Origin of the sequence: Plantibacter sp. H53, from assembly GCF_001650455.1 — a bacterium.
Taxonomy (GTDB): Bacteria; Actinomycetota; Actinomycetes; order Actinomycetales; family Microbacteriaceae; genus Plantibacter; species Plantibacter flavus_A.
In genome coordinates this window covers 1-19,555 of sequence record NZ_LWCT01000026.1, presented here as the reverse complement: position 1 = coordinate 19,555, position 19,555 = coordinate 1, and the positions used below count along the sequence as shown (strand labels likewise).

At 68.8% G+C, this 19,555-nt stretch carries 20 protein-coding genes and 1 rRNA gene; 4 read left to right on the top strand and 17 right to left on the bottom strand.

Features of this window, described 5'->3' with window-relative positions; genetic code table 11:
- The 12 genes from A4X17_RS12645 to A4X17_RS12590 form a co-directional block, all read right to left on the bottom strand.
- Positions 1 to 219 (bottom strand): 16S ribosomal RNA (locus A4X17_RS12645); the annotation flags it as partial.
- Positions 220 to 817: 598 nt separating this feature from the next.
- Positions 818 to 2,284 (bottom strand): hypothetical protein, encoded by a 1,467-nt coding sequence (locus A4X17_RS12640; RefSeq protein ID WP_064296040.1) that lies wholly within the window; start codon positions 2,282 to 2,284, stop codon positions 818 to 820.
- Positions 2,274 to 3,086 carry a TIGR03943 family protein gene (locus A4X17_RS12635; RefSeq protein WP_231884380.1) on the bottom strand — a complete coding sequence of 271 codons (813 nt, stop codon included), beginning with the start codon at positions 3,084 to 3,086 and terminating at the stop codon, positions 2,274 to 2,276. The genes A4X17_RS12640 and A4X17_RS12635 overlap by 11 nt, the downstream gene beginning before the upstream one ends.
- Positions 3,079 to 4,167, bottom strand: coding sequence for a permease (locus A4X17_RS12630; RefSeq protein WP_369808461.1), 1,089 nt, complete (start codon positions 4,165 to 4,167; stop codon positions 3,079 to 3,081). Before A4X17_RS12630 ends, A4X17_RS12635 begins: the two co-directional genes overlap by 8 nt.
- Before the next feature lie 7 nt (positions 4,168 to 4,174).
- Complete coding sequence (locus A4X17_RS12625) at positions 4,175 to 4,576, bottom strand: Fur family transcriptional regulator (RefSeq protein ID WP_064296039.1); 402 nt, start codon at positions 4,574 to 4,576, stop codon at positions 4,175 to 4,177.
- Positions 4,577 to 4,668: 92 nt separating this feature from the next.
- On the bottom strand, positions 4,669 to 5,568 hold the full coding sequence (locus tag A4X17_RS12620) for a metal ABC transporter permease (RefSeq protein WP_079003646.1): 900 nt from the start codon (positions 5,566 to 5,568) through the stop codon (positions 4,669 to 4,671).
- Positions 5,565 to 6,419: a metal ABC transporter ATP-binding protein gene (locus A4X17_RS12615; protein WP_064296038.1), complete on the bottom strand. Its 855-nt coding sequence runs from the start codon at positions 6,417 to 6,419 to the stop codon at positions 5,565 to 5,567. The genes A4X17_RS12620 and A4X17_RS12615 overlap by 4 nt, the downstream gene beginning before the upstream one ends.
- Positions 6,416 to 7,390, bottom strand: a complete 975-nt coding sequence (locus A4X17_RS12610; RefSeq protein ID WP_064296037.1) for a metal ABC transporter solute-binding protein, Zn/Mn family — start codon at positions 7,388 to 7,390, stop codon at positions 6,416 to 6,418. The genes A4X17_RS12615 and A4X17_RS12610 overlap by 4 nt, the downstream gene beginning before the upstream one ends.
- 115 nt (positions 7,391 to 7,505) lie before the next feature.
- Complete coding sequence (locus tag A4X17_RS12605) at positions 7,506 to 8,879, bottom strand: dihydrolipoamide acetyltransferase family protein (RefSeq protein ID WP_064296036.1); 1,374 nt, start codon at positions 8,877 to 8,879, stop codon at positions 7,506 to 7,508.
- A 26-nt stretch (positions 8,880 to 8,905) separates the two neighbouring features.
- On the bottom strand, positions 8,906 to 9,886 hold the full coding sequence (locus tag A4X17_RS12600) for an alpha-ketoacid dehydrogenase subunit beta (RefSeq protein WP_064296035.1): 981 nt from the start codon (positions 9,884 to 9,886) through the stop codon (positions 8,906 to 8,908).
- Positions 9,883 to 11,022: a thiamine pyrophosphate-dependent enzyme gene (locus A4X17_RS12595; protein WP_064296034.1), complete on the bottom strand. Its 1,140-nt coding sequence runs from the start codon at positions 11,020 to 11,022 to the stop codon at positions 9,883 to 9,885. Before A4X17_RS12595 ends, A4X17_RS12600 begins: the two co-directional genes overlap by 4 nt.
- Positions 11,019 to 12,170: a histidinol-phosphate transaminase gene (locus A4X17_RS12590; RefSeq protein ID WP_231884379.1), complete on the bottom strand. Its 1,152-nt coding sequence runs from the start codon at positions 12,168 to 12,170 to the stop codon at positions 11,019 to 11,021. The genes A4X17_RS12595 and A4X17_RS12590 overlap by 4 nt, the downstream gene beginning before the upstream one ends.
- A gap of 100 nt (positions 12,171 to 12,270) precedes the next feature.
- On the opposite strand from A4X17_RS12590, the gene A4X17_RS12585 reads away from it, so the two are divergent.
- On the top strand, positions 12,271 to 12,663 hold the full coding sequence (locus A4X17_RS12585) for a phage holin family protein (RefSeq protein WP_064296033.1): 393 nt from the start codon (positions 12,271 to 12,273) through the stop codon (positions 12,661 to 12,663).
- Between the two features lie 21 nt (positions 12,664 to 12,684).
- On the opposite strand, the gene A4X17_RS12580 is transcribed toward A4X17_RS12585, so the two are convergent.
- Both A4X17_RS12580 and A4X17_RS12575 read right to left on the bottom strand, forming a co-directional pair.
- Complete coding sequence (locus A4X17_RS12580; protein WP_064296032.1) at positions 12,685 to 14,127, bottom strand: hypothetical protein; 1,443 nt, start codon at positions 14,125 to 14,127, stop codon at positions 12,685 to 12,687.
- The gene (locus A4X17_RS12575; protein ID WP_064296031.1) at positions 14,120 to 14,428 is read right to left on the bottom strand and encodes a hypothetical protein; all 309 of its coding nucleotides are present in this window, start codon (positions 14,426 to 14,428) and stop codon (positions 14,120 to 14,122) included. The genes A4X17_RS12580 and A4X17_RS12575 overlap by 8 nt, the downstream gene beginning before the upstream one ends.
- 176 nt (positions 14,429 to 14,604) lie before the next feature.
- On the opposite strand from A4X17_RS12575, the gene A4X17_RS12570 reads away from it, so the two are divergent.
- Together A4X17_RS12570 and purB are read left to right on the top strand one after the other, a co-directional pair.
- The gene (locus tag A4X17_RS12570) at positions 14,605 to 15,132 is read left to right on the top strand and encodes a low molecular weight protein-tyrosine-phosphatase (protein WP_064296030.1); all 528 of its coding nucleotides are present in this window, start codon (positions 14,605 to 14,607) and stop codon (positions 15,130 to 15,132) included.
- Complete coding sequence (purB, locus tag A4X17_RS12565; protein ID WP_064296029.1) at positions 15,129 to 16,511, top strand: adenylosuccinate lyase; 1,383 nt, start codon at positions 15,129 to 15,131, stop codon at positions 16,509 to 16,511. The genes A4X17_RS12570 and purB overlap by 4 nt, the downstream gene beginning before the upstream one ends.
- A 76-nt stretch (positions 16,512 to 16,587) precedes the next feature.
- Here the strand turns inward: purB and A4X17_RS12560 are convergent, their stop codons facing one another.
- The 3 genes from A4X17_RS12560 to A4X17_RS12550 form a co-directional block, all read right to left on the bottom strand.
- Positions 16,588 to 16,854 carry a hypothetical protein gene (locus A4X17_RS12560; protein ID WP_064296028.1) on the bottom strand — a complete coding sequence of 89 codons (267 nt, stop codon included), beginning with the start codon at positions 16,852 to 16,854 and terminating at the stop codon, positions 16,588 to 16,590.
- Complete coding sequence (locus tag A4X17_RS12555; protein WP_064296027.1) at positions 16,851 to 17,510, bottom strand: hypothetical protein; 660 nt, start codon at positions 17,508 to 17,510, stop codon at positions 16,851 to 16,853. The genes A4X17_RS12560 and A4X17_RS12555 overlap by 4 nt, the downstream gene beginning before the upstream one ends.
- A 70-nt stretch (positions 17,511 to 17,580) precedes the next feature.
- Positions 17,581 to 18,636 (bottom strand): nitronate monooxygenase family protein, encoded by a 1,056-nt coding sequence (locus A4X17_RS12550; RefSeq protein WP_064296026.1) that lies wholly within the window; start codon positions 18,634 to 18,636, stop codon positions 17,581 to 17,583.
- A gap of 124 nt (positions 18,637 to 18,760) precedes the next feature.
- On the opposite strand from A4X17_RS12550, the gene A4X17_RS12545 reads away from it, so the two are divergent.
- Entirely contained in the window at positions 18,761 to 19,540 is a 780-nt protein-coding gene (locus tag A4X17_RS12545) for a carbon-nitrogen hydrolase family protein (RefSeq protein ID WP_064296025.1), read from the top strand.
- Positions 19,541 to 19,555 lie beyond the last annotated feature (15 nt).

The window sequence follows — 19,555 nt, the reverse complement described above, 5'->3', positions numbered from 1 at the left end:
GACCAAAATTCTTTCCAGCAACTCACCATGCGGTGGAAGCTCGTATCCGGTATTAGACGTCGTTTCCAACGCTTATCCCAGAGTCAAGGGCAGGTTACTCACGTGTTACTCACCCGTTCGCCACTAATCCACCCAGCAAGCTGGGCTTCATCGTTCGACTTGCATGTGTTAAGCACGCCGCCAGCGTTCGTCCTGAGCCAGGATCAAACTCTCCGTAAATGTTGAATTGCACGATCCGAAGACCGGCACATTTCGCGCACCATGCCACCGGAATAGGTGAACACGATGCAAGTTTGAAGCTGACAGAACAAATCATTACTGACTTGCTTTGTTTTGTTTAAATGTTTTCCAAAGGAATCTCTTACAACATCAACCAACCGAAAAGGAAGGCATCAATTGCACGAGGTTTTTGGCATTTGACATTGTGCACGCTGTTGAGTTCTCAAGGATCGGATGCTCCTGCCTTTGGCCATCACGACCGCCCTGCAGGGCAACTTCTCTATCTTACATCTTCCCGGCTTGTTGTCAACTCGGCGTTTCAGCCGCTCTGCGAACAGAGTCATGCTGAGCACGAGTGACACCAGGAGGAAGTCATCCAACCGAGACTTGAAACGGTAACATCGAAATGTTCTCGCTTTTGGCTGGGGATTGTCCCCGCTTGAGGCCGAGAAGCTCTTCCGCTTCCCGCACCTTTGGGGTGACGAGTGATTACTCTACGTGTGTCTCGGGATCGTGGCAAATTCCGTTTGCATCCCGGGCGTGTCGCCCGGGAACACGCGGTTTTCGCCGAGGCGGCCGCGGACGGCGCGGCGCGGGGTCACTGCGCGACACCGGTGCCGGCACACCAGGACAGGTCGAAGCCGGCCTGCGTCCCGACCACCTTGCCGGTGCGGGCGTCGACCACCTCGATCTCAAGACCATTGGGCATCGGGGCGTTGGCGTACCCGTCGAATCCGGCCTTCGCGAAGTCGGGGACGACGACGACCGCGACGTACTCCGCGTTCGGGCTCGCGCAGAGTGACCAGATGACGGCACCCGGGTCAGGTCGGTAGAGCTCGGCGGTCGCGCCGTCCTTGATCGCCAGTACCCGTTGCTCCGTGGTTCCGGCGGCGCGGTCGTAGTCGGCGTAGATCCTGGCCGACAGGGACTCGGACAGTGCGACGAGCTGTCCGGGGATCTCGGTTGGTGCCACCGAGGGCAGGACGAACGGCTCACTCTTCCCCGTCGCGAGGTCGAGCACGACCACACCATCGATCTGCTCGATGACGACTTTGGTGGTCCCCGGGATGTAGCTCGAGATGAGGGCGGCGCGGCCGAGCAGCACCGGATCGGTCGTCGCAGCAGGATCGAGCAGCTCGAGCGAGTTGTCCACCGTGCGGACGAGCATCGAGGAGGTCCGGGGCACGAACGACCACTCCGCCGCCTGGACCGCAGCCCCGTCGATCCCGCCGACCCGGGCGGCCTCCGTCGGCTTCCCCTCCTGCAGCTCGAACGAGTACAGCGTGAGGTTGTCGCCGCCATCGCGACCGAACGACTGTTCCGTGAACAGGAACCCCACCCGACTCTGCGCCGGAGCGGTCTGCAAGGAGGTGATCATCCCGCCCATCGGGAGGGCCACCTCCTGGGTACTCCCATCGGTCGTGTCCACCACCACGATGCGACCGAGCCCGCTCGTCTCCTGCTCCACGACGATCAGGGAGTCGCCGATCGTCGCGAACTCCTGGATCTTCGCCGCTTCGTACGCGGTCTCGGGTTCACCGCCGGCGATCGAGAGACGCACGATCCGGTCGTCCGGCTTCGTCGCCGCCGAGCCGCCGTCCTTGACCGGGCTCCTCACGAGCGAGAACCCCTCGACGGGTGGCGTCGAGAACGACGTCGTGAGCGTGGCCGCCGGTCCGCCACCCGGCGCGGTGACCCCGTCGACCGTGATCCGGTAGTCCGTCGCATAGGCGAGCGGCTCGGGGAACACCAGCGTGATGCCGCCGGCCCCGGTACTGACGTCGAAGTCGGCTGCCGGCTCGATCCGCACCCGGTCCGCGTCGAGATCCGCGATCGGTTGGTTCACCGCCAGCACCATACGCTGGCCCCAGGACTCCACGAGACCGGTCGGGTCGACCACCGTGCGGACGAGCTTCGGCCCCTGGGTCAGACCGACGACGGCCGCGCCGCCGCCGATGACGACGAGCGCGATCAGCACGATCGCGACCAGTCGGCCGAAACCGCTCCGGTCGCCGGCGGCCTGCGTCGATCGGCCTCGCGCAGCATCCCGGCGATCAGTAGTCATACGGGTCCGCCGGCTCCTCGACCTTGTCGACCTTCGCCGTCCCGACCACCAACGGCAGATGCGAGGCGTCGCTCGCGGTGAGCGCGCCCGAGACCTCGACCCAGTCGCCGGGCTTGAGCTGTTGCTCCCAACCGTCGAGCTGTACGGGCACACCGACCGGCTGGGCGTCCACGGCGCAGCAGTTCACGACGAACCGCGAGACGTAGAAGACGTCGGCCGCGTCCGGATCGGCGATCACGAAACCGACCCCGGAGAAAGCGCGCCCTTCGAGGTCGGCGGGCCGCGTCGTCTGGCGCAACAGTGTCGCCCAATCCTTGATGCCGAAGGTGCTGAAGTCCGGGTTCGATGTCAGCACGGTCTGGGCGTCCTGCCCCTGGACCTCCCCCGCGAGCGTGCCGGAGTTCACCGCGCGCTGGTCGGCCGTCGCGACCGAGAGCGTCGACGGCGGGAGCACCACCATCGCCCCGACGACCGCGAGACTGCCCACGACCGAGGCGAGCTGCAGCACCGTCCGCCCGCGACGCTTCGGCACCTCATCGACGTCCACATGGACGAGGACGCTGACGATGCCGAGCGCGACCGCGATGAGCGCCATGATGACGGTGAACACGAAGTAGCGCGGGTGGATGTAGAGCCCGAGTCGATCGGTGAGCGCGAGCCAGAGGATGCACACGGCGGCGGTGACGAGCAGGAGCACACCCCACCACCGCTGCCGGAGGCGTTCGAGCAGGGGCACGCGACGATCGCCGACCGTGGACGTCTCGGCGTGCGCGTGTCCGTGGGTGGCGTTCTGATCAGGCAAGGGCGTTCACTCCGAATCCGAGGGCCGCCGAGAACAGCACGGCGACCGCGGTGATGATCACGAGGGTCCTGGTCGTGTAGGTGGTGCGCATGAGCGCGAGCATCTTGACGTCGACGACGGGGCCGAGGACGAGGAAGGCGACGATCGAACCGGGCATGAACGTCGATCCGAAGGACAGCACGAAGAAGGCGTCGACGTTCGAGCAGATCGAGACGATCACGGCGAGCGTCATCATCGCGAGCACCGACCAGACCGGGTTCGCGCCGAGGGTGACGAGCACCTCGCGTGGGACGAGGACCTGCACGGCGCCGGCCACGGCCGAACCGATGAGCAGCGCCGGCATGATCGCGCGCGCTTCTGCGACGAACTGCTGCAGGCTGCGCTCCACCTTCGTGTGCTCGTGCCCGTGCTGCTCGGTCACCTCGCAGCTGGCTTGGAAGGTCGGCGTGAGCAGCGAGCTGGGGTCGGGGTGCTTGCTGAAGAGCCACCCGATGAGGTTCGCGAGCAGGAACCCGCCGACGAGCCGGGCGACGAGGATCCCGCCGTCCCAGCCGAAGGCCTGATGCGTCGTGACGATGACGATGGGGTTGAGGATCGGCGCCGCGAGCAGGAAGGTGATCGACTCCGGCACCGTGAACCCGCGCACGATGAGGCCGCGGGCGAGCGGGACGTTGCCGCATTCGCAGACCGGCAGGAACATGCCGAGCAGCGAGATGCAGGCTCGGCGGAGGATCGGCTGCGTCGGCAACCACCGCTCGAGCCAGCCGTCGGGAAGCCAGATCTGCACGAGGATCGACAGCACGATGCCGAGCACCACGAACGGCAGCGACTCCACCACCACGCTGAGCGTCAGGGTCACGAAGTCGCGCACCGCGGTGGGCGGGGTGAGCACCTCACCGAGCGGCATGAGCGCCCGGAGTACGAAGAGCCCGACCACCACGAGCAGTGCGCCGCCGATCAGGAGCGGCGTCCGCAGGTTCCGTGGATCACGCCCTTCGGTGCGACCCCAGTGCTCCGCGCCGTCGTCGTCGGGCGCGGTCCAGTCGTCGTCGACCCCGAGGGTGCCGGTCGTCCTGCTCACTCCGGCCTCACGCGCGCTGGGCCGCCGCCGAGCAGTTCTCGCAGAGCCCGAAGACGTCGACGACGTGCTTCGCCTCGGTGAACCCGTGCTGCGACGCGACCGACCGCGCCCACGCTTCGACCTCGTCGGCCTCGATCTCGATGGTGAGACCACAGTTGCGGCAGATGAGGTGGTGATGGTGGGTGCCAGGCGTGCAGGCACGGTAGAGGTTCTCGCCCTCCGGCGACTGCAGGGAGTCCGCTTCGCCCTCGACCGCGAGGTCGGAGAGGGCTCGATACACGGTCGCGAGCCCGATCGGCGAACCGGTGTCGCGGAGTTCGGCATGCAATCCCTGGGCGCTGACGAATCCGTCGTTGCCGCCGAGGGCCTCGCGGACAGCTTCTCGCTGCCAGGTGTTGCGCTTCGCCACGGGTGCTCCTGCCTGTCGCTTCAAGGGTACCCGGGAACCGCTCGGAGGACGCTCCGAAGCAGCTCCACGCGGACGCGGCGCACGGTCCACGGTCATCGCGCGACCTGGGCGTGCCGCGTCTCGCCGACTGGTGCCCGACGACCCCGTCGCCCGGACGCGGTGCGCGGCCCGACGATGCGGCAGACGAGGTAGATGAGGAAGGAGATCGTCGTGATGTAGGGGCTGATCGGGAGCGAGCCACCGATGGCGAGCAGGATGCCGCCGACCGCCGAGACGAAGCCGAAGAGCATGCTCAGCACCGGGACGAGGACGGGCGACGACGACACCCGGAGCGCCGCGGCCGCGGGCGTCACGAGCAGTGCGAGGACGAGCAGCGCGCCGATGATCTGCACCGACACCGCGACCGTGAGCCCGAGCAGCACCATGAAGGCGAGCGAGACGAACCGACTCGGCACCCCGCGCGCCGCGGCGACGTCCGGGTCGAGGCTGTCGAAACTGAGGGGGCGCCAGAGGAGGAGGAGCGCGATCAGCACCACGATGCTGATGACGATGAGCAGGCCGAGCTGCGGGTCGTCGACCGACACGATCTGCCCGGTGAGGAGCCCGAACTTGTTGGCACTCCGGCCCGGATAGAGCGCGAGGAAGAGGATGCCGAGGCCGAGGCCGAACGGCATGAGCACCCCGATGATCGAGTTGCGGTCGCGGGCCTTCGAACCGAGCAGGCCGATGAGGATCGCGGCGACGAGTGAGCCCGCGAGGGACCCGACCACGACGTTGGCCCCGAACAGCAGCGCACCGGCAGCGCCGGCGAAGGACAGCTCGCTGATCCCGTGCACCGCGAACGCCATGTCGCGCTGCATGACGAACACGCCGATGAGGCCGCCGACGATGCCCAGGACCGCGCCGGCGATGATCGAGTTCTGCACGAGTTCGAGCAGCGCGCCGTAGTCCTGGAAGTTGAACAGGCGTCCCCAGAGGTCGTCAGTACTCATGCGCCGACCCCCACCGCACCGGTGTGCGGATCGTCGTGGTGATGGTGGTGGGTCTCGCTGTCAGGGATGCCGACCACGACGACCCGGCCATGGCTGCGGAGTACGTCGACGGGCGTGCCGTAGAGCTCAGACAGCACCTCGCTGCGGAGCACCTCGTCGGGGGTGCCCTCCCGGAATCGGCCGCCCGCGAGGTACAGGATGCGGTCGACCATGGGGAGCACCGGGTTCACGTCGTGGGTGACGAAGACCACCGCGGTGTCGTGCTCGCGCCGACGACGGTCGATGAGCTCGCTGACCCCGCGCTGATGCTGGAGGTCGAGGCTGAGCAGCGGTTCGTCGCAGAGGAGGAGGATCGGGTCGTCCGCGAGCGCCTGGGCGACGCGCAGCCGCTGCTGCTCACCGCCGGACAGGGTGCCCACGGCGCCGTCGGCGTAGGCGGTCGCGCCGACGGAGGCGATCAGCTCGTCGACCCGACGCTTCGTCGCCGCGGTGCGGATGGGGAGTCCGAAGCGGTGGCCGTCGACGCCGAGGGCGACGAGATCGCGACCGCGCATCGGCGTGCCGGCCGGAATGAGCTTCTGCTGCGGGATGTAGCCGATGCGGCGGTCACCCCGGTGCACCGGGCCTCCGGCGACCCTGATGGTCCCGCGGTCGAGCTGCTGCTGCCCGAGGATGGTGCGCAGCAGACTCGTCTTGCCGGAGCCGTTCGGGCCGAGCACCGCGAGGAACTCCCCCGGGCGCACCGAGAGGTCGAGACCGTCCCAGAGCGTGCGTCCGCCGAAACCGAGCTCGGCCCCGGCGAGCGCGAGGACGTCGACGGGGCCTGAGTCGTCGGTCGGACCGCTGGTCATCGATCCAGGGCGTCCGCCACGGCGTCGACGTTCTCGGTCATCCACGAGAGGTAGTCCTTGCCGTCCGGGAGGGTCTCGGTGAATGACAGCACCGGTACGCCTGCGTTCTCCGCGGCGGTCTTGACCTGTTCGGTCTCGCCGCCACTCGTCTGCTCATTGTAGGCAAGCAGCGCGACCGTTCCGCCGCCGAAGAGGTCGAGCGTCTCCTTGAGGACGGTCGGCGACACGTCGGTGCCCTCCTCGATCGCCTCGCTGAACGCCTCCGGGGTGCGGTTCACGAGTCCAGCGCCCTCGAGCAGGTAGAGCGGCACGGGCTCGGTGATGGCGACGCCCTCGCCGTCGTGTGCGGTCTTGATCGCGGCCTGGGCCGTCTCGATCGTGCCGAGGGACTCGGTGAAGGCCTTCGCGTTCGCGGTGTACGTGGTCGCGTTCGCGCTGTCGAGTTCGTCGAGCTCCTTGGCCAGCTCGTCGGCGAGCTTCGCCATCGTCGGGAGGCTGTACCAGACGTGTTCGTTGAAGCCCTCGATGTGGTCGTGAGCGTCGTCCTCGGCGTGCGCCTCATCCGTGTGCTGCTCGTCGGCGTGGTCGTCGTCCGGGGCGAGGCCCGACAGGTCGACGACGTTCACGACCTCGACGGACTCGTTCTTGGCCGCGTCGAGGAGTGTGTCGATGAACGGGTCGTAGCCGCCGCCGTTCTCGATGACGAGGTCGGCGTTCTTGATGGAGAGCTGATCCTGCGTGCTCGCCTCGTAGGAGTGCGGGTCCTGGGCGGCCGAGGAGATGAGCGAGGTCACCTCGACGTCCTTGCCGCCGATCTTCGAAGCGATGTCGCCGTACACGTTCGTCGAGGCGACGATGTTGATCTTGCCGTCGTCGGCCGCGCCCGACGCACTGCTGCCGGAGCAGCCCGCGAGGACGAGGGCGGCTGCCGGGAGGACGGCCAAGGCTGGGAGCAGGGTGCGAGCGCGCATTGATGAACCTTCTCGATCGGGGTGAGAAGGCCAACGCTACGCCTATTGATACTGATTCTCAAAATCGCCCTTCGACGGGCTCAGGAACCGAAGAGCAGGCTCAGGGACCCGGTGCTCAGTCGAGCAGCAGCGCCGGCTCCTCGATGATCGACGCGACGTCCGCCAGGAAGCGGCTCGCGACGTCGCCGTCCACCACGCGGTGGTCGAAGGAGGCGCCGAGCGTCGTCACGAAGCGGCTGCGCACCTCGCCGTCGACGACCCACGGCTTCTGCTTGATCGTGCCGAGCGCGACGATGCCGACCTCGCCCGGGTTGAGGATCGGGGTGCCGGTGTCCATGCCGAAGACACCGATGTTCGTCACCGTGATCGTGCCGTTCTGCTGGTCGGCCGGCGGCGTCTTGCCGTCGCGGGCCGTGAGCGTGAGGGTCTCGAGGGCGCGTGCCAGCTCGAGCAGGCTCATCGCCTGCGCCTCCTTGACGTTCGGGACGATCAGTCCGCGAGGTGTCGCGGCGGCGACCCCGAGGTTCACGTAGTGACGGACGATGATCTCCTGGTCCGTCCACTCGCTGTTGACCGTGGGGTTGCGGCGGACCGCCCAGATCATCGCCTTGGCCATGATGAGCAGCGGCGAGACCTTGACGCCGGCGAAGTCCGTCGAGTTCTTCAGGCGCTTGACGAACTCCATCGTGCGCGTCGCGTCGACGTCGACGAAGAGGGAGACGTGCGGCGCGGTGAAGGCACTGCGGGTCATGGCTGTCGCGATGGCCTTGCGGACGCCCTTGACCGGGATGCGCTCCTCGCGCTCGTCGGCCCACTCCGGTGTCTCGATGTTGCGGAACACGCTCGCCTGGCTGGCCTCACGGATGACGTCGTCGCGGGTGATCTCACCCGCGAGCCCGGTGCCCTCGATGGCCGTGAGGTCGACCTCGAGGTCCTTCGCCAGCTTCCGGATCGGCGGCTTGGCGATGACCGGCAGCGCGGACGCGGCGGGGATGCTCGACGGCGGCTGGCGGCGCACGGGCGGCTGCGGGGTGACGGCCGGGCTCGCCGGCTCGACGACCGGCGTCGCGCCACGGCCACGGCGACGACTCGAGGTGCTGCCGGCGCTGCCGTATCCGACGAGCACTGCGCCAGGGCGCGGCTCCTCGGCGGGAGACACGCTCGCCGCGGTGTCGGCGGCCAACGTGGCCTCCTCCGACTCGACGACCGCCGGTGCGGGCGCGGCCGGCTCGGCGGTCGGCGCTCCACCGCCGGTGCTCACGCTGATGATGGGGGTCCCGACGTCGACGGTCTGGCCCTCCTGGACGAGCAGGGCGCCGACGGTGCCGGCGAACGGCGAGGGGAGTTCGACGAGCGACTTCGCGGTCTCGATCTCGACCAGCACCTGGTTGACCGAGACGGCGTCGCCCGGCGCGACCTTCCATGCGACGATCTCGGCCTCGGTCAGGCCTTCGCCGACGTCCGGCAGTTCGAACTGGAGATCACTCATCGTGGTTCCTCGTCTTCCTTCGGTGTTCAGTACGCCAGCGAGCGGTCGACGGCCTCGAGGATGCGGTCGGCATCCGGGAGGTAGACGCCCTCGAGCTTCGCCGGCGGGAACGGGGTGTCGAACCCGGACACCCGCAGGACGGGTGCTTCGAGCGAGTAGAAGGCGCGCTCGGTGACGGTCGCCGCGATCTCCGAGCCGACGCTCGTGAACCCGGGCGCCTCCTGCACGTAGACGAGGCGGCCGGTCCGTCGGACGGATTCGACGAGCGGGTCGTAGTCGATGGGCGACAGCGAGCGCATGTCGACGACCTCGACGCTCGTGCCCTCCGTGGCGGCCAGTTCAGCCGCCTGCAGCATGACGCTCACGATCGCGCCGTGTCCGGCGAGAGTGACCTCCGTGCCGGTGCGGACGACGCGGCTGCCGTGCAGTGGTGCGGCCGAGCCGTCGAGGTCGACCTCGCCCTTCGGCCAATAGCGGCTCTTCGGCTCGAGGAAGACGATCGGGTCGTTCGAGGCGATGGCCTCCTGGATCATCCAGTAGGCGTCGTTCGGGGTCGACGGACTGACCACGCGCAGGCCGGCCGTGTGGGCGAAGTACGCCTCGGGGCTCTCCTGGTGGTGCTCGACCGCGCCGATGTGTCCGCCGTAGGGGATCCGGATGACGACGGGCATCTGCAGCTTGCCCTCGTGCCGGTTGGTGAGCTTCGCGAGCTGCGTCGTGATCTGGTTGAAGGCCGGGAACACGAAGCCGTCGAACTGGATCTCGCACACCGGTCGGTAGCCGCGCATGGCGAGGCCGATCGCGGTGCCGACGATGCCGGACTCCGCCAGCGGGGTGTCGAGGACGCGGTCGCCGCCGAACTCGGCGTGCAAGCCCTCGGTGACGCGGAAGACGCCGCCGAGCGGGCCGATGTCCTCGCCCATGAGCAGGACCTTGTCGTCGTCGGTCATCGCCTTGCGCAGGCCGGCGTTCAGCGCCTTGGCCATCGGCATGGTGGTCGTCGTCATGCGTTGCCTCCTTCGAGCGAGGCCTCGTAGCGTTCGAGCCAGGCCTGCTGCTCCACCATGAGCGGGTGCGGTTCGGAGTAGACGCCCTCGAACATGAGCTCGGGGCCCGGGGCCTCGAGTGCGAGCGTGCGCACGCGGGTGTCCTCGGCGAGCGCTGCAGCCTCCTCGTCGACCTCGGCGAAGAACGCGTCCGAGGCGCCGAGCCCCTGGAGGTACGTCTTGAACCGGACGATCGGGTCGCGGGCGATCCAGGACTGGAGTTCGTCGTCGGTGCGGTACTTGGTCGGGTCGTCGCTCGTGGTGTGCGCGCCGACGCGGTAGGTCATCGCTTCGATGAGGCTCGGGCCGCGGCCGGCGCGGGCGTCGTCGAGGTGCTTCGCCGCCGTCGCGTAGCTCGCGAGGACGTCGTTGCCGTCGATGCGGACGCTGTCGAGGCCGAAGCCGGCCGCGCGCTGGTACAGCGGCTCGCGGGCCTGGCGGGAGACGGGGACGGAGATGGCCCACTGGTTGTTCTGGAGGAAGAACACCTGTGGCGTCTGGTAGCTGGCGGCGTAGATGTAGGCCTCGTTCGCGTCGCCCTCGGAACTCGAGCCGTCGCCGAAGTAGACGAGCACGGCCGTGTCGCGCTCGGAGTCGCCGGTGCCGACGGCCTTGTCGAAGTTCAGGCCCATCGCGTAGCCGGTCGCGTGCAGGGTCTGCGCGGCGAGCACGAGCGTGTAGAGGTGCACGTTGCCGTTGGACGGATCTGCCGGGTCCCAACCGCCGTGCGTGTTGCCGCGCATGAGCCGGACGATGTCGATGGGGTCGACGCCGCGGATCATCGCGACGACGTGTTCGCGGTAGGAGGGGAAGATGTGGTCCTGAGCTCGCGCCGCGCGGGCCGAACCGACCTGTGCCGCCTCCTGCCCGTGACTCGGTGGCCACAGCGCCATCTGGCCCTGGCGCTGCAGGTTCGTCGCCTCGATGTCGAAGGCACGGACGTTCGCCATGTCGCGGTAGAACTGCTGCAGGTCGGTCTCGGTCAGGCGATCGAGGAACGGCTGATAGCGCTCCGCGTGTTCGTTCGGCGCGAAGGTGCCGGCCGCGTCGATGAACTGGACGCTGGGCACGGTGGGGTCGTCTCCGGAACGGCTCATCGTGAGCGCACTCCCTCTCGTGTCGGGTGGTCGGCCGGCAGTCCGGCGAGGATCTCCGCAGCGGCGGCGAGGAGCGGTTCGATCGACTCGGCTTCACCGATCGAGATGCGGACGCCGTCGCCGGGGAAGGCGCGGCCGACGATGCCGTGCGCGAGGAAGGTGTCGTTCGCCGAGGCCGTCTGCTCGCCGAGGCCGAACCAGACGAAGTTGCCCTGTGCCGCGGGGATGAACCATCCCTGCTCGCGGAGTGCGGCGGCGAGGTCGTCGCGTCGTGCGGTGATGACCGCGACGCGGGCTCGGATGTCCTCGGCGTTCGCGAGTCCGGCGATGGCCGCCTGCTGCGCCGGCGCAGTGCTGGAGAGCGGGATGGCCGCGTTGCGGGCGCCGTCGAGGACGAGCTCGTGGCCGATGGCCCAGCCGACGCGGAGGCCGGCGAGTCCGTAGGCCTTCGAGAAGGTGCGGAGCACGACGAGGTTCGGGTGCTCGTCGAGGAGCGGGATGCCGTTGACGGCGTCGTCGTCGGTGACGAACTCGCGGTATGCCTCGTCGAGGAGGACGAGCACGTCGGAGGGCACGGACCGGAGGAAGGCGAGGAAGGCCTCACGCTCGACGACCGTGCCGGTCGGGTTGTTGGGCGTGCAGACGATGACGACGCGGGTGCGGTCGGTGACGGCGGCGGCCATCGCCTCGAGGTCGTGAGAGCCGTCGGGCCGGTTGGGAACCCGCACGGACGTCGCGCCGGCGACGGTCACGAGACCCGGGTAGGCCTCGAAGGAGCGCCAGGCGAAGACGACCTCGTCCCCCGGACCGGCGGTCGCGGTGATGAACTGGCTGAGGAGTGCGACCGAGCCCGCCCCGATGTGGATGCGTTCCGGCGTGACGCCGTTGGCTTCGGCGAGCGCCGTGCGCAGCGCGAGTGCGGCGCCGTCGGGATAGCGGTGGGAGTCCGCAGCCGTGTCGGTGATGGCCGAGAGGACGGCGTCGAGCGGCGGGAACGGGACCTCGTTGCTCGAGAGCTTGAAGGCGTCGGGTGCGGCCGGCTTGCCCTGACGGTAGGGCGGCAGCTCTGCGATCTCCGGACGGAGACGGACCGGGCTCCGGCCCGGCTGAGCGGCCGGCTGGGCGGTGGTTGGCAGGTTGTCACTCACTCGACGAGTCTAGGCCGCGAAGGATACCTGCGTCGGAATGCAGTACGTCGGTCCGAATCGGCCCTTTGCCCGCTGCCGCAAGGGTGGGAGGATTGCCGTCATGGGACGTTTTCTGCTGAACCTGATCGTCAACGGCTTCGCCATCTGGGTCACGACCCTCATCGTCGCCGGTGTGAAGGTGACGCCGTACGCACCCGGCGGCACGCTGGAGACGATCCTGACCTTCGCGCTCGTCGCGCTCATCTTCGCCGTCGTGAACACCATCATCGGCTCGGTCATCAAGGTGCTCGCGTTCCCCCTGTACATCCTCACGCTCGGGCTCATCGGGCTCCTCATCAACGGGCTCCTCCTCCTCATCACCGCAGGCATCAGCGGCTGGTTCGGCTTCGGCCTGACCGTCGACGGCTTCTGGTTGGGCGTCCTCGGTGCGATCGTCATCTCGATCGTGAACTGGCTGCTCGGCATCGTCATCCGCCCCAAGGCGCGCGACTGACCCGTCGGCTCGACCGCTTGGTCATGGAAGGACCTTGTCGGCGCGGTATCGCCAGACCTCCCCGGTGCCCGTGAGCCCGGCGAGGGGGTCGATCGCTGGTGCGAGCCGCTCCTCCGAGGACTGGTCGATGAGGCGTGCCGTCTCCCGGTAGCGGTCGAGATTGTGAGCCGGAAGGGGGTCGTCACCGGCCGGCGGTGGTCCTCCGTCGTACAACGAACGCTGGACGACGGTACCCCCGTTGAGTGAGTCGCGTCGTTCACCGGAGAGCGCGGGGATGACGTCCTCGGTGTGTTCGACATGGGTGCGCGGGAGGTCGTCCGCGAAGTCGATGGATTCGACCGGCGATCCGAAGGTGACGACCGAGGAGTCGTAGGCACCGCTGGCGGCGATGCGTGACGCGATGATGCCGCCCTGGGAGTACCCGACGTGGAGCACGGAGGCACCGTCCGGAATGCCCGCGAGTCGCATGGCTTGGAGGGTCGCTTCCGCGCTCTCCGCCTCCATACCTGCGACGGCGTTGACATTGCTGCGGTTGTCGAACGGCTCGGTCGACGCCTCAGGGAAGCCGGTCTCGATGGTTCCACCCGACCAGACGATCCACTGGTCGGCGCCGGAGGCGTCCTCGTACCGCTCGATCCTGATCTGCGGCGAGCCCGCTCCCCCGTGCGGCATCCGCTCGACGAGGTCCTCGTATCGGGTCGGCGGTTTCAGGGGCGCCGGAGCGCCCTGGGCCTTCACCTCGACCGTACGGACCGGCGCCGCGGGAGTGAGGAGGCCGGCACGGTCGACTGTGCCCAGTGCGACCAGGGCTGCGAACGCCACCCCGGTGATGCCCTCCTCGCTCAGACGGTTCGCGTCGAGCATCGCCGGCAGACCGAACGCGCTGATCAGGAACTCGTCGGAACCCGATACGACTCCGCGCACGAGGGCGACGAACGCGGGTGACGACATCAGCTCACGCGCAGTCTTCGCCGAGGCCTCATCGAAGCCGTCCTGCAGGTCCGAGGACAGCAAACCCAACACTCCGCGGAACACCGTCCTGACGAGCGTCACCTCTCCGACGGCGGCGAGGACACCGAGGGGGATCAACGGAGAGGCTCCCAGGACCCATCCCGCGGCGTCCCCGGTGAACGTGAACAACGATTGGACCATCCGCTCGAGCTCTCCGTACTGCTCCGCCCCGACGATGAGATGCCCACCCAACCGGCTCGCGTCGTCGCTCGCACGCCGCAAGCTGGTGGCGGCCCTCGCAGCCGCCCCGCTTCCCGCCCCCGCATCGGCTTGGGGGACGATCGTCGGGCCGACGGGCGCCAGGGACACGTCGTCGGTCGACACCGATTCCACGCGGTCGGCCCAGCTCGCGCAGGCCTCGCCGAGTTCGAGGAGCAACGCGCCGAGGAGCAGGTGATCGTCAGTGGCGACGGCTACGACACCACCGCCTCGGATGGTGAGGTCGTCACTCATGCTCCGCTCCAACAGCGATCGACGATGCCGCCCCACGAGCGCTCGTGAGTCCCTCATCGAGTGCAGAGGCCGCTCCACGGAGCACTGCGGTCAGTTCGTCCGCGGACCAGGAGAACTGCACGGCTGCGGGACCGACCCACTCGAGACCGCTGCGCGCCTGCGCGAACCTCACGATCTCCGGCTCCAGTTCGAGCAGCACGTCCTCGAGACATCGAGCGCGCCCCTCGAGGATCGAGACAGCTTCCTCTGCCGTCGGCTGCGACGGGAAGCCCATCGCCAACGGGTCGTACTCCAACGCCATGTCGCCTCGCCCTCCGCCCGCCCATCGCCGGCATCACGCTCGACTCTGCCCAACCGGCGGAGCGATCACGCCGGCACACCGCGCTGATGTGGAGGAAGCTGACCGGCGGAGAGCTGTGGAGCGGAGTCAGTCGAGAACGGTTCGACGGCTCGGGCGCGGTCGGCCAGAATAGACGCATGAACACCCTCGGGGAGGCCGACCCCGGCACGACCCCGTTCCGCGTGTGCTTCGTCTGCGCGGGCAACATCTGTCGATCCCCGATGGCCGAGAGCGTCTTCACCGACCTCGTCGCGGCCGCCGGGCTGGAGCGGGTCGTGGAGGTCTCCTCCGCCGGCACCGGCGACTGGCACGTCGGCGAGCACGCCGACCACCGCACGGTCACCGCGCTGCGAGCGCACGGCCACGACGCAACCGCCCATCGGGCCAAGCAGTTCGACCCCGACCGCTTCGACAGCTACGACCTCGTCGTCGCCCTCGACCGCAGTCACGAACGCATCCTGCGGGCCTGGGCGGGTAACGACACCGACCGCTCCAAGGTGCACCTGCTCCTGAGCTTCGACAGCACCTCCGGGACCCGCGACGTCCCCGACCCCTACTACTCGGACGCCCAGATGTTCGAGACCGTCCTCGGCATGATCGACCATGCCTGCAGATCCCTCTTCCACCAGCTCGAACCAGCACTGACCCAGGGAGCCACCCCATGACCGAATTCCCCGCCCAGCCGCTCAGCCCGCTCGACGGTCGCTACCGCCCCGCCGTGACGGCGCTCGGAGAGTACCTCTCGGAGGCCGGCCTGAACCGCGCCCGCGTGCAGGTCGAGGTCGAGTGGCTCGTCTACCTCACCGAGCACTCGATGTTCGGATCCTCCCCGCTCACCCCGGCGGAGATCGAGCAGCTCCGCGCGCTCTACCTCGACTTCGGACAGGCCGACATCGACTGGCTCGCCGAGAAGGAGGCCGTCACGCGTCACGATGTGAAGGCCGTCGAATACCTCGTGCGCCACCGCCTGTCCGAGCTCGGTCTCGACCGCATCGCCGAACTCACCCACATCGCCTGCACGAGCGAGGACATCAACAACCTCTCCTACGCGCTCACCGTGTCGCAGGCCGTCCGCGCCATCTGGCTCCCGAAGCTGCGCCTCGTCCTCGACTCCCTGCGCACCAAGGCCGTCGACTTCCGGGCCGTCCCGATGCTCGCACGCACGCACGGCCAGCCGGCGACGCCCACCACGATGGGCCGCGAGCTCGCCGTCACCGTCTACCGACTCGAGCGCATCGCGCTCCAGATCGAGGCGAACGAGTACCTCGGCAAGTTCTCCGGCGCGACCGGCACCTTCGCCGCCCACGTCGTCGCCGATCCCGACGCGGACTGGCCCGCCATCTCGCGCGAGTTCGTCGAGGGACTCGGGCTCGACTGGAACCCGCTGACGACGCAGATCGAGTCGCACGACTGGCAGGCCGAGCTCTACGGCAAGATCTCCCACGCCAACCGCGTGCTGCACAACCTCGCCACGGACATGTGGACGTACATCTCCATCGGCTACTTCCGACAGATCCCGGTCGCGGGCGCGACCGGCTCGTCGACCATGCCGCACAAGGTCAACCCGATCCGCTTCGAGAACGCCGAAGCGAACCTGGAGCTGTCGAGCGCGATCCTCGACTCCCTCGCCGCCACCCTCGTCACCTCGCGACTCCAGCGCGACCTCACCGACTCGAGCGCCCAGCGCAACATCGGTGTCGGGTTCGGCCACTCGCTGCTCGCCCTCGACAACATCCTCGGCGGCCTCGGGCAGATCGACCTCGCGGAGGACGTGCTCGCCGCGGACCTCGACCACAACTGGGAGGTGCTCGCGGAGGCGATCCAGACGGTCATCCGCGCCGAGGTGACCGCGGGTCGCTCGAGCATCGAGGACCCCTATGCGCTCCTCAAGGAGCTGACGCGCGGCAAGCGTCTCGGTCAGGCGGAGCTCGTCGAGTTCGTCTCCAAGCTCGACATCGGCGACGCCGCGAAGCAGCGCCTGCTCGAGCTCACCCCGGCGACGTACCTCGGGCTCTCCGACGACCTGGTGGACTACCTGCCGTAGGCGGTCCGTGCTCGTTCGCCCAGGAATGGGCGAACGAGCACTGGGTCGCCCAAGAATGGGCGAATGAAGCCGGAGATCAGTGGCCGGAGGGGCGCGGCGGACGCTTGTCGTCGCCGTCCTGCTCGTCGAGGTCGAGCTTCTCCTGGAAGTCGGGCTTCACGGCGAGCGCCAGCATCGCGAGGACGACGAGCGAGGCGATGAACGCGATGCCCAGGCCGATGAGCGCGAGGACGATCTCACGGGTCGACATCAGGACGACGACGCCGGTGAAGACCCCCATGACGCCCGAGAGCACGAGGAGCTCGATCGGCCGCAGGACGTCGTCGCGGTTGGGCTTGCTCATGATGCGGCTCCCGCCGTGCCGGTGGTGTCGTCGGTGACTGTGCCGGCGACCGGGCGCTTGCCCGCCCACCGCAGCGACAGTCCGCCGATGACGAGGTAGACGCCGATGATCGCGGCGTATGCCCCGACGAGGCCGACGACGACGATGTCCGCACGGAGGACACCCTCGACACCTCCCGGGGCGGCGAATCGCTGCTCGAGTCCCGGCGGGACGAGGAGCGTCGCGATGGCGAGCAGCACCGTGAAGGCACCGACCGCGGTCCAGTCCTTCGCCGCGGCGAGGCGTCCGCGCCAGCGGATCCCGCTGTACAGCTCGAGGAATCCGGTGAGGGCCGCCCACAGCGTGACGACGTAGAGGAAGATGCTCAGCCCGCCGCCGCTCACGAGCAGCGAGAAGACGCCGGTCACGACGCCGATGACGCCCTGCCCGAGGAAGAAGGCGCGCGTCACGGTGTCGGAGAAGTTCGGGAAGGCGAAGGCGCCGACGATCGCGCCGGACAGCAGCGTGAAGACCCCGAAGACCACGAGGCCGAACTGCGAGGAGTGGCCCTGCGTGAAGGTGACGACCCCCGCCGTGGCGAGCGCGATCACCGCACGCAGGATCGGGACCATCCAGTACCGATCGTGCTTGGCGCCGTCGAACGGGATGCTGGGCACGGTGAACGTCTCATCTCTTGCAGGAAGTCCACTCCAGCTTACGCGGTCCTGCGGGCGACGCGGACCGGGGTCAGGGTGCCCTGGGTGGGACCGACAGGCCCGCGGCGAGTTCCGCGAAGACGGCCTCGGCATCCGCCCGATCGCGGGTCAGCAAGGACGCCTGCCCTGCCCAGTAGCCCTGGAGCTCTGCGACGCCCTGCTCCGAGGCGACGGTGCGGAACCGCCCGGTCAGCCAGTTCTGGACCGGGAACGGGGCGACGACCCCCGACGCCTCGATCTCGCGCAGCACCCGGTTCGGGACACCACGGCCGAGCCTGCCGCTCATCGCGCGCGTGAGGACGGTACCGTCGGCGGGCGTCGAGACGATGGCCGCTCGATGCTCGGCCGTCGCCGCGGAGACGCTCGTGCGGAGGAAGGCGGTCCCGACCTGCACGCCGGCGGCGCCGAGTGCCCGCGCGGCGGCGACACCACGTCGGTCGGCGATACCGCCGGCGGCGATCACCGGGACGTCCAGGGCGTCGACGAGCTGCGGGATCAAGGCGACCAGGCCGACGAGGGAGTCCTCGGCTGCTCGCAGGAACGAGACGCGGTGGCCGCCGGCCTCCATGCCCGTGCCGACGACGACGTCGACGCCGCCCTCCTGCAGGGCGAGCCCCTCGGCCACCGTGGTCGCCGTCCCGACCACGACGATGCCCCGCTCGCGCGCCGCGTCGACCACCGACCGCGGTGGAACCCCGAAGACGAAGCTGACCACTGCGGGCCGCGCCTCCAGGACCGCCTCGATCTGCTTGTCGAACGGCGGCACGTACCGGGCCGGGCGATCGGGCAGCTCGAGTGACAACTCGTCGAACACGGGTCGGAGCCCCTCGACCGCGGCTGCGAAGGACGCCTCGGAGTCGTCGGGCGACAGCTCGTCTCCACGCGGCAGCCACAGGTTCAGTGCGAACGGCGCCGCGGTCCGTTCGCGGAGCGCCGTGACCGTCCGCTCGATGCGCTCGGCGTCGTAGCCGTACAGACCGAAGGAACCGAGGCCGCCCAGCTCACTCACCGTCGCGGTGAGTTCGACGGAGGACAAGCCTCCGAAGGGGCCGAGCACGATCGGGACGTCGACAGGAAGGGCGCGCACGCCACCAGTATGTCCCTCGCCTCTTGCGGGTGAAACCGGATCGAAACATGATGGACATCAAACAGCTCACTTTGAGTTGTTTACTGAGTGCATCGACGCACGCCTGCAGAGGAGCTCCACCGCCATGACCTTCACCATCGCCGGACTGCAACACCACGGCGTCCCCGGAGACGTCGAGGCGAACCTCGCGCTCGTCGCCGACGCCGCCAGGCAGGCATCGGATCGCGGCGCGGACCTGCTCGTCACTCCCGAGATGTTCATCACCGGCTACAACCTCGGGGACCGTCTCGCCCCGCTCGCCACGCCGGAGCTGGTCGACCGGGTCGCCGCCATCGCCGCCGGGACGGGAATCGCGATCCTCGCCGGCTTGCCCGAGCCGCTCCCGGGCGGAGCCGTCGCGAACGCCATCGTCCTCATCGGTCCCGACGGGTCCGAGCTGCTCCGCTACCGCAAGACACACCTGTTCGGCGAGCTCGACCGCGAGCTGTTCGTGGCCGGTGACACCCTCGCACCGACCGTCGACCTTGGCGGCGTCCGCGTCGCCGTCCTCATCTGTTACGACGTCGAGTTCCCCGAGACCGTCCGCGCGGCGGCCCTCGACGGCGCCGACGTCGTGATCGTCCCCACCGCGCAGATGGAGCCCTACGCGCACATCGCCGAACGGCTCATCCCGGTGCGCGCCTGGGAGAACCAGGTCCACCTCGTCTACGTCAACCGCGTCGGCTCCGAAGGGGACCTCACCTACGTCGGCCGCAGCAGCATCGTCGGTCCGGACGGCGTGGTCCTCGACGCGCTCGACGCGGACGCCGTCGGTCTCATGATCGCCACGATCGATCCCGAGGCCACCAAGCGCGCCAGGCAGGAGAACCCCTACCTCGCCGACCGCCGCGCCGAGCTGTATTGAGGGACGCCGTCCCTC